Genomic DNA, 7724 nt, shown 5'->3' with positions numbered 1-7724 from the left:
ACCAATCGTTGTCGTGTTAGCGACTTTTTAATAATAGCGATTTGACTTATTAAAGTCAACCACTTTTTATTATTTTTTTCGCTTCCTGAAGTTTGTTTCGTGAACAACATCAGCGACGTTTATTAATATATCAGCATCCTAAAAAACCGTCAACTATTTTTCTAAAAAAACTTTAATTTTTCTTTGTTTTGTTGAAATGAATAAAAAATGGTTGGCGGATCACCCAAAACACTTCGGATTATCCACACAACCATTTACTTTTTACGATGATTTAGACGACATCTGTTTCTTCGTTTTTTTCTTTCTAACTTCGGGTGAAGCGACTTGAACCGCTTGTCCTGTCTGTTGGAAGCGATGAAGCATTAATACCTGATAAGCGTTCGCAAACACCAATGTGGCTAGTGCCGGCCAGAGCAATGGAATCTCGTCCGTTGTTTGCAGAGCTGGAATCCATTCAATTAACGTAATGACAGTCATTAAGAAAAGTGTCGGGATGAAAGCACTCTTATTTGTTTGTTTCGCCTTACTCGCAGCAACGACCCAAGCGACAATGAGTAACACAAGCATCTCACCGATATAACGCCACATGTGATCATTACCGAATGCGAGCATCCGTAAGTAGACGGCATCAAAAATCGCAAATGCGATTAGTAACACTTGAACGCGATTCCATAGACGTGGCCCTCTAAATAAATCGAGTCCGACCCGATGAATAATCAAATAGGCAAAGAAGCCCATCATGCTGATCCCTGTCCATGTACTCGAATAACTAAGCGCCGTGACAATTGCCTCCCAGGACTGACTGACCAAATAACCCGGGTTCGCCAATAAATTCATCAGGAACCCGAACAACGTCCCGAATACGAGCGTTGTCCAAAACAAACGTAAAAAACCTTGTACTTTCATCTCTCACCGATTCACCCTTCTATTTGTTTAATGACTGCTTGCGCCAACTCATCATACGTATGCTCGAACGGATGTCCATCCCGATAGACAGAAGGTGCAAAGTCCTCTTCATTGTCGTACGGTTGACCGAGCGGGATTTGAGCAAGAAGCTTACTCTTCAGTGCTTCTGATAGCTTTTCTCCACCGCCGTATCCGAATACGTATTCCTTCTCGCCCGTTACCTTACTTTCGAAGTAGGCCATGTTCTCGATGATTCCCAACACTTTATGGTTCGTTTTGATTGCCATCGCTCCAGCACGTGCCGCAACGAATGCCGCTGTCGCATGAGGTGTCGTGACAATCAATTCCTGACATGATGGGAGCATGGAATGGATATCGAGCGCGACATCTCCTGTTCCTGGCGGTAAATCGAGCAACAGATAGTCAAGATCGCCCCACTCGACGTCATTGAAGAAGTTATTTAACATCTTCCCGAGCATCGGTCCACGCCAGATGACCGGCGCATTGTCTTCCACGAAGAATCCCATCGAGATGACTTTCACGCCAAAACGCTCGACTGGAATGATCTTCTCGCCGCGAACAACCGGTCGTTCCTCGATGCCGAGCATATCTGGAACACTGAAGCCGTAAATATCCGCATCAATCAACCCGACCTTTTTACCCGCTCGCGCAAGCGCGACAGCCAAGTTGACGGATACTGTCGATTTTCCTACGCCACCCTTACCAGAAGCGATGGCGATAAACGTCGTCCCTGAGTTTTCACGGAGGATTGCCGGTTTCGTCGCCTCTTTCAAACTTTCATCATTCAATGCCTCAAAGCGAAGCCCGACCGTCTTAAAGCCTTTCCCCTTGAGCAACGTGACGATTTCTTGTTGTAACTGAAGCTGTTCCCCGCTCCCTGTTTGTCCGAGTGCCACTTTTACACTGACATAGTCTTCTTTGATTCGAATGTCTTTTACTCCTGCTGTATCTCCAAGCGTTCGGTTGATCGTCGGATCAACAAGCCCCGCCAATTCCTCGCGTACTTGCTCTACTGTAAGCATATTGCTTCCCCCTTCTAACTGTTTCGATATCAGTATATCAAAAAAAGCGTTTTCTTGACGGGTTCGGAATCGACTATTTCAAACAAAAAACTCTCCACCCGAAAGGATGGAGAGTTCGAACCACATCGCGAAGATTAACGCTTCGAGAATTGTGGTGCGCGACGTGCTGCTTTAAGACCGTATTTTTTACGTTCTTTCATACGAGCGTCACGAGTTAAGAAGCCTTTTTCTTTGAGGCTTGGACGGAATTCTGGGTCCGCTTGAAGAAGCGCACGTGATACGCCGTGGCGAATTGCTCCAGCTTGTCCAGTGTATCCACCACCGTTAACGTTAACGATTACATCGTATTTACCTTCTGTTTCAGTCAATACGAGTGGTGATTTAGCCATCATGATCAAAGTCTCATGACCGAAGTATTCTGAGATATCGCGGCCATTTACAACAACTTTACCGTCACCTGCAACGAGGTGAACGCGAGCCACCGAGTGTTTGCGGCGGCCTGTTCCGTAGTAACGTACATCTGCCATCGTTTAGTTCCTCCCTGTGTCTCGATTAACCGCGAAGTTCGTAAACTTCTGGTTTTTGTGCTTCGTGCTTGTGTTCAGCTCCAGCGTAAACGTGGAGTTTGTTGAATTGTTGACGACCGAGTGATCCTTTTGGAAGCATCCCTTTGATCGCGAGTTCAAGCATACGCTCTGGACGTTTTGCGAGAAGCTCTTTTGCAGTTTGTGATTTCAAACCGCCTGGATGACCTGAATGACGGTAGTAGATCTTGTCATTCAATTTGTTACCAGTCAATTTGATTTTCTCAGCGTTGATGATGATGACGTGGTCTCCGCAATCAACGTGTGGTGTGAAAGTCGGCTTGTGCTTACCGCGAAGAAGTGAAGCTACTTCACTAGTCAAACGACCAAGTGTTTTGCCTTCTGCGTCGATAAGGAGCCATTTGCGTTCTACTTCAGATGCTTTAGCCATGAATGTTGTGCGCATGTGGAATACCTCCTAGAAATGTCTGTTCACTTAATTTTTTGATGCTTTATCATAATCCTAGTTTACGGGGCTAAGATTGTGGTTCATCTCTAAATTTGAAAATGAAATGCCAATGAATATAATACGATTTTATAAGGGGAATGTCAATCTACTTTTTCATAATTCACATTCCACAAATACAAACCGTGTGGGGGGGCGGTAATCCCCGCTACGCGGCGGTCCTTCGCCTCTAGCATTTGTGTGATATCTGCGGGCTGATACTTGCCTCTCCCTACCTCGATGACCGTCCCTACCATGATGCGGACTTGGTTGTATAGAAAACCTGATCCAACGAAACGGAATATGATCTCGTCTCCCATTTCGAGCACTTCTGCTTCATAGATAGTACGGACCCGATCTTCGACTTCTGCCTTTGTCACAGAGAACGACGTAAAGTCGTGGGTCCCAATCAACCGCTCCATCGCTTGACGCATCGCCTCAAGGCTCAGCTTATACGTCACGGTCGCAGCATAGTGCCGACGAAACGGATCCTCGGTCTGACGGATATAATAGCGATACTCTTTTCGCTTCGCACCGTAACGTGCGTGGAACGTATCGTCTATTTCTTCCGCCTGTTTAACGAGGATATCGTCTGGTAGCATGGCGTTTAACGCTTTGACGAAGCGCTCAGCGGGCATCTCTAACGACGTGTCAAAGTGAATCACCTGTCCTAACGCATGGACGCGAGCGTCTGTACGACCTGAGGCGACGATTTTTACCGGATATCGATGCATACGTGCCAAGACAGATTCAATCTCCGCTTGAATGGTATTGCCATTCGGCTGCACTTGATATCCCGCATAATGTGTCCCATCATAGGCGACAATCAGTTTAATTCGTCTCATCCAATCCCTCTCAATCCAAACAAAATGAGCGTCAACGCGATAAAGATGAGTAATACGGCTGTGTCACGCATTTGCCATTCCATTTCACGCAACCTCGTCCGCCCTTCTCCTCCTCGGTAACCACGGGCTTCCATAGCCGTAGCGAGGTCCTCAGCACGCTTAAACGCGGAGATGAACAATGGAATCAAGAGCGGGATGACCCCTTTTAGGCGGGATTTCCAAGGTCCACTCATCAAATCGACCCCACGCGCCTGCTGGGCTTTCATGATCCGGTCCGTCTCGTCCGCAAGCGTCGGTAGGAAACGAAGTGAGATGGAGAGCATCAACGCAATCTCATGGGCCGGCACACGAATCCGTTCGAATGGTCGTAGCCCCGCTTCAATCGAATCGGTCAATTCCATCGGTGTCGTCGTTAACGTCACGAGTGTCGTCAACATGACGAGATAAAAGAAGCGAAGCGAGACAATCAGCCCCATTCGAATTCCTTCCGAATAAATCGCAATCGGTCCTAATTCGAATAGAAGTGTCCCGTCTCGATTGAATAACAGTTGTAAGATCAACGTGAAGACGATCAAAAATAAGATCATGCGAAGACCGTTCCATAAATAGCGCCACGATAACTGTGACAGTTTGACCGCAAACAACGTGAACGCGAGTAAAAATAAATTCGTCCATAAGTTGTCAGCTAAAAAAACAACTGGGATAAATCCTAAAATGAAGAGCGTCTTGGCACGCGCATCAAGGGAATGAAGCCACGAATGTCCGGGTATATATTGACCGATAATCATGTCGCTCCCCCTTTCAGCCGTTCCGCCACCCAATCTGCCAGCTCGCTCTCGGTTCGTACGAGCGGGATGGACGTTTCTCCAAGAACCGGTGCCATGTCACGAGCGAATCGTAAGACGTGCGGGATGTCGAGCTGGAGCCGTCGCACCAGTACCTCGTCTTGGAACAATTCAAACGGGTCCCCATCAAACGCCACCTGACCACGCTCCATCACGATGACGCGCTCCGCATAGGCGAGTACATCATCCATGTCATGCGAGACAAGGATCAACGTAAGGTTCAACTCTTCTCGTAAACGTTTGAATAAGGCGAGCATGTCTCGTCTCCCAATTGGGTCGAGACCCGCTGTCGGTTCATCGACAATGAGCACATCAGGCCGGCTCGCTAAAACACCTGCAATCGCGACACGGCGCATCTGCCCTCCTGAAAGATCAAACGGCGAACGGTCCCATAACGTTTCATCCAAGCCGACGAGACGAAGGGCCTCGTGGGCTCGCTCTTTCGCTTCGGCATCTGTCGCGCCAAAGTTGCGCGGACCGAACATGACGTCGCGTTCGACCGTCTCTTCAAACAATTGGTGCTCTGGATATTGAAAGACGAGCCCAACGCGACGCCGAAGCGGCAAAAGATTCTGTTTCTTGTCACGGCGCGTCCGAATCGGGGTGACAATGATATCATCGACCACCACACGTCCGTCAGTCGGGCGCAATAAGCCGTTCATATGTTGAACGAGTGTCGATTTCCCTGAGCCAGTATGCCCAAGAAACGCAACAAGCGCTCCCGACGGAATGGTTACATTCACATCGCGCAGCGCGGTTCGTTCAAACGGAGTATTCATTTGGTATTGATATGTTACTTCTTCAATGCGTATCGGCATAGATGGTTCACCAACTCCGAATGTTGTAGCATCAGACGATCGAGTGGAATGCCACGTGCCTTCAGTTCGAGTTGCATCCGAACGATAAACGGGACATCTAGTTGAATGTCACGAAGCGTATCTGGATGTTGAAACACGTCTTCAGGTGTGCCGGTCATCGCAATCTTGCCTTTCGACAATGCAATGATACGGTCAGCAAACAACACTTCGTCGAGCTCGTGTGTAATGGCGACAACGGTCATCCCTTCCGAGACGAGCTGTCGTACCGTTTGTAATACCTCTTGTCGCCCAATCGGGTCGAGCATGGAGGTCGCTTCATCGAGCACGAGGACACGCGGGCGCATTGCGAGAGCCGCAGCTATCGCAACGCGCTGCTTTTGTCCACCGGATAACTGATGCGGTTCACGGTCCGCTAGTTCCGATAATCCAACGCGCGCTAGACTGTCATCAATTCGACGAACCATTTCTTGACGTGGAAGTCCCATGTTTTCGAGAGAAAATGCCACATCATCGCGCACGGTCGCCCCGACAAATTGATTGTCGGGATTTTGAAAGACGACCCCGATTCGCGTTCGAACGTCCCACACGTCTGCGGCGTTCGACGGATCGAGTGTCTCGACGCGAACTTCCCCCTGTTCAGGAATGAGAAGTCCGTTCCACAACTTCGTCAGTGTCGACTTGCCAGAACCATTATGGCCGACAATCGCAAGCCATTCCCCTTTATATACATCGAGCGATAGGCCGTTAAGCGCCGGCTCAGACTGTCCAGGGTAATGAAATACGACATCCCGTACCATAATTTGTGATTCCATAGGTCGACTCCTTTCTGATGTGGAAACAGGGCAATACGTCACCGCATGCCCTGTTGACTGCCTAATGAATTAGACGAGTTCGATGATTACAACTTCTGCACCATCACCGCGGCGTGGACCGACTTTCATGATGCGCGTGTATCCACCTTGACGTTCAGCGTAGCGTGGTGCCACGTCTTCGAACAATTTTTGGATTGCGTCTTTTTCTCCAGCGTTCTCCTTGCGAACGAATGAAGCTACTTGACGACGGGCATGAAGATCGCCACGTTTCCCAAGAGTGATCAATTTTTCAACGACTGGGCGAAGTTCTTTCGCTTTTTGTTCAGTTGTTTGAATGCGCTCGTTGATGATTAGGTCAGTTGCAAGATCACGCAAAAGCGCCTTGCGTTGCGAGCTTGTACGGCCAAGTTTCGAATAAGCCATTACATTTCCCTCCTTCGGTTGAACTTAGTCTTCTTTACGCAAGCCCAAACCGAGTTCGTCCAACTTGTGTTGAACTTCTTCGAGTGATTTACGTCCGAGGTTACGAACTTTCATCATCTCTTCCTCTGATTTGTTTGCGAGTTCTTGAACAGTGTTGATGCCAGCGCGCTTCAAGCAGTTGTACGAACGAACTGAGAGATCGAGTTCTTCAATCGTCATTTCGAGTACTTTTTCTTTTTGGTCTTCTTCTTTCTCGACCATAATTTCTGCGTTGAGAGCCTCATCTGTCAAACCAACGAAGATGTTCAAGTGTTCAGTCAAAATTTTAGCCCCTAATGATACAGCTTCTTCCGGACGAATTGAACCATCTGTCCACACGTCTAACAAAAGCTTATCGAAGCTAGCGTCTTGACCGACACGTGTTTTATCTACTTCGTAGTTCACGCGTTGAATCGGTGTATAGATCGAATCGATTGGAATGACCCCAATCGGCATATCATCACGTTTGTTATCTTCTGCCTGGACGTAACCACGACCACGGCGAGCAGTCAAACGCATGCGAAGCGTCGCATTGTCAGCGAGAGTCGCGATGTGGAGCTCAGGATTCAAGATTTCAACGTCGCTATCATGGGTAATGTCTGCCGCAGTGACAGCACCGGCACTTGAAACGTTAATCTCAAGCGTTTTCTCTTCTTCCGAGTACACTTTGAGTGCCAACTTCTTGAGGTTGAGTACGATTTGAGTGACGTCTTCGACAACACCGTCAATCGTAGAGAACTCGTGAAGCACGCCATCGATTTGAACCGCTGTTACCGCTGCACCTGGGAGCGATGACAATAGAATTCGACGTAGTGAGTTACCGAGAGTAGTGCCATATCCACGTTCAAGCGGTTCTACTACGAATTTACCAAACGTAGCGTCCTCGCTGATTTCGACCGTTTCGATCTTTGGTTTTTCAATCTCGATCATCTGAACCCCTCCTTGAGTATATCCTGCCGTGCAG

At 48.2% G+C, this 7724-nt stretch carries 10 protein-coding genes; all 10 read right to left on the bottom strand.

Annotated features, from left to right (window positions below):
• Nucleotides 1-261 precede the first annotated feature (261 nt).
• The 10 genes from Q9R25_RS14220 to Q9R25_RS14175 all read right to left on the bottom strand — a co-directional run bounded on the left by Q9R25_RS14220 (nt 262) and on the right by Q9R25_RS14175 (nt 7690).
• On the bottom strand, nt 262-906 hold the full coding sequence (locus Q9R25_RS14220) for a KinB-signaling pathway activation protein (RefSeq protein WP_214691669.1): 645 nt from the start codon (nt 904-906) through the stop codon (nt 262-264).
• Nucleotides 907-917: 11 nt separating this feature from the next.
• A complete protein-coding gene (locus Q9R25_RS14215) occupies nt 918-1949 on the bottom strand; it encodes a P-loop NTPase (protein WP_012727643.1) in 1032 nt (343 codons plus the stop codon).
• 134 nt (nt 1950-2083) lie between these two features.
• Entirely contained in the window at nt 2084-2476 is a 393-nt protein-coding gene (rpsI, locus tag Q9R25_RS14210; protein ID WP_012727644.1) for a 30S ribosomal protein S9, read from the bottom strand.
• 25 nt (nt 2477-2501) lie between these two features.
• Nucleotides 2502-2939 (bottom strand): 50S ribosomal protein L13, encoded by a 438-nt coding sequence (gene rplM, locus Q9R25_RS14205; RefSeq protein WP_012727645.1) that lies wholly within the window; start codon nt 2937-2939, stop codon nt 2502-2504.
• 143 nt (nt 2940-3082) lie between these two features.
• Nucleotides 3083-3823 (bottom strand): tRNA pseudouridine(38-40) synthase TruA, encoded by a 741-nt coding sequence (gene truA / locus Q9R25_RS14200; protein WP_214691670.1) that lies wholly within the window; start codon nt 3821-3823, stop codon nt 3083-3085.
• On the bottom strand, nt 3820-4611 hold the full coding sequence (locus tag Q9R25_RS14195) for an energy-coupling factor transporter transmembrane component T family protein (RefSeq protein WP_074035364.1): 792 nt from the start codon (nt 4609-4611) through the stop codon (nt 3820-3822). Before Q9R25_RS14195 ends, truA begins: the two co-directional genes overlap by 4 nt.
• Nucleotides 4608-5486 (bottom strand): energy-coupling factor transporter ATPase, encoded by an 879-nt coding sequence (locus Q9R25_RS14190; RefSeq protein WP_078147865.1) that lies wholly within the window; start codon nt 5484-5486, stop codon nt 4608-4610. The genes Q9R25_RS14195 and Q9R25_RS14190 overlap by 4 nt, the downstream gene beginning before the upstream one ends.
• Nucleotides 5462-6298, bottom strand: coding sequence for an energy-coupling factor transporter ATPase (locus Q9R25_RS14185; protein ID WP_031421869.1), 837 nt, complete (start codon nt 6296-6298; stop codon nt 5462-5464). The genes Q9R25_RS14190 and Q9R25_RS14185 overlap by 25 nt, the downstream gene beginning before the upstream one ends.
• 69 nt (nt 6299-6367) lie before the next feature.
• Complete coding sequence (gene rplQ, locus Q9R25_RS14180; RefSeq protein WP_012727650.1) at nt 6368-6721, bottom strand: 50S ribosomal protein L17; 354 nt, start codon at nt 6719-6721, stop codon at nt 6368-6370.
• A gap of 24 nt (nt 6722-6745) precedes the next feature.
• On the bottom strand, nt 6746-7690 hold the full coding sequence (locus Q9R25_RS14175; RefSeq protein WP_012727651.1) for a DNA-directed RNA polymerase subunit alpha: 945 nt from the start codon (nt 7688-7690) through the stop codon (nt 6746-6748).
• Nucleotides 7691-7724: the final 34 nt, after the last annotated feature.

It is taken from the genome of Exiguobacterium sp. BG5(2022) (assembly GCF_031844365.1).
In the GTDB taxonomy this organism is placed as follows: domain Bacteria; phylum Bacillota; class Bacilli; order Exiguobacteriales; family Exiguobacteriaceae; genus Exiguobacterium; species Exiguobacterium profundum.
The sequence above is the reverse complement of the archived record's forward strand: the minus strand, read 5'-3'. Positions and strand labels throughout refer to the sequence as shown.

Bases quoted from the DNA above. Each gene is read 5' to 3' on its own strand.
- Q9R25_RS14220 (WP_214691669.1), bottom strand. From the start codon at position 906: ATGAAAGTACAAGGTTTTTTACGTTTGTTTTGGACAACGCTCGTATTC.
- Q9R25_RS14215 (WP_012727643.1), bottom strand. From the start codon at position 1,949: ATGCTTACAGTAGAGCAAGTACGCGAGGAATTGGCGGGGCTTGTTGAT.
- rpsI (WP_012727644.1), bottom strand. From the start codon at position 2,476: ATGGCAGATGTACGTTACTACGGAACAGGCCGCCGCAAACACTCGGTG.
- rplM (WP_012727645.1), bottom strand. From the start codon at position 2,939: ATGCGCACAACATTCATGGCTAAAGCATCTGAAGTAGAACGCAAATGG.
- truA (WP_214691670.1), bottom strand. From the start codon at position 3,823: ATGAGACGAATTAAACTGATTGTCGCCTATGATGGGACACATTATGCG.
- Q9R25_RS14195 (WP_074035364.1), bottom strand. From the start codon at position 4,611: ATGATTATCGGTCAATATATACCCGGACATTCGTGGCTTCATTCCCTT.
- Q9R25_RS14190 (WP_078147865.1), bottom strand. From the start codon at position 5,486: ATGCCGATACGCATTGAAGAAGTAACATATCAATACCAAATGAATACT.
- Q9R25_RS14185 (WP_031421869.1), bottom strand. From the start codon at position 6,298: ATGGAATCACAAATTATGGTACGGGATGTCGTATTTCATTACCCTGGA.
- rplQ (WP_012727650.1), bottom strand. From the start codon at position 6,721: ATGGCTTATTCGAAACTTGGCCGTACAAGCTCGCAACGCAAGGCGCTT.
- Q9R25_RS14175 (WP_012727651.1), bottom strand. From the start codon at position 7,690: ATGATCGAGATTGAAAAACCAAAGATCGAAACGGTCGAAATCAGCGAG.